This window comes from Methanosaeta sp. UBA458, assembly GCF_002496085.1.
Lineage (GTDB): Archaea > Halobacteriota > Methanosarcinia > Methanotrichales > Methanotrichaceae > Methanothrix > Methanothrix soehngenii.
The window spans coordinates 1,381-1,754 of the sequence record NZ_DAIK01000056.1; the positions used below are offsets into that span (position 1 = coordinate 1,381).

The window sequence follows — 374 nt, forward strand, 5'->3', positions numbered from 1 at the left end:
AAGACATCGTAGCTTTATGGTTGAAATCGTACCCTAAGGCAGTTATCGAATTACATATAGAGATGCAACTCTATTGAAATCGCTATCAAACGTGGCTATTTTCTCTATCCCGTAATATTGGCAGGCAGCAACGATAGCTGCATCATTGGGAAGCAATCTGTAAGCCTCAACTGCTTTTAAAAGAAGATCGGGATCCTCGGGCATTGATAAGAGCTTAATCCTGAATTCAACCAAGAATGATTTAAGGCTCTCAAGAAAGACCCTGGCTGTCTCTTTGAGCTTCATTTTCAGTTGATCTCTCAACTTAAATCCGTGGCAACCATAGATGAGTGAAAGTCCAACATATGCCGCTTCTTCCAAAATGCTTATGGTTT

General features: G+C 40.6%; 1 protein-coding gene. It reads right to left on the reverse strand.

From position 1 onward, the window contains the following. Positions 1-42: 42 nt before the first annotated feature. A partial coding sequence (locus BP822_RS03785) for a PIN domain-containing protein (RefSeq protein WP_286877764.1) occupies positions 43-374 on the reverse strand: 332 nt, incomplete at its 5' end.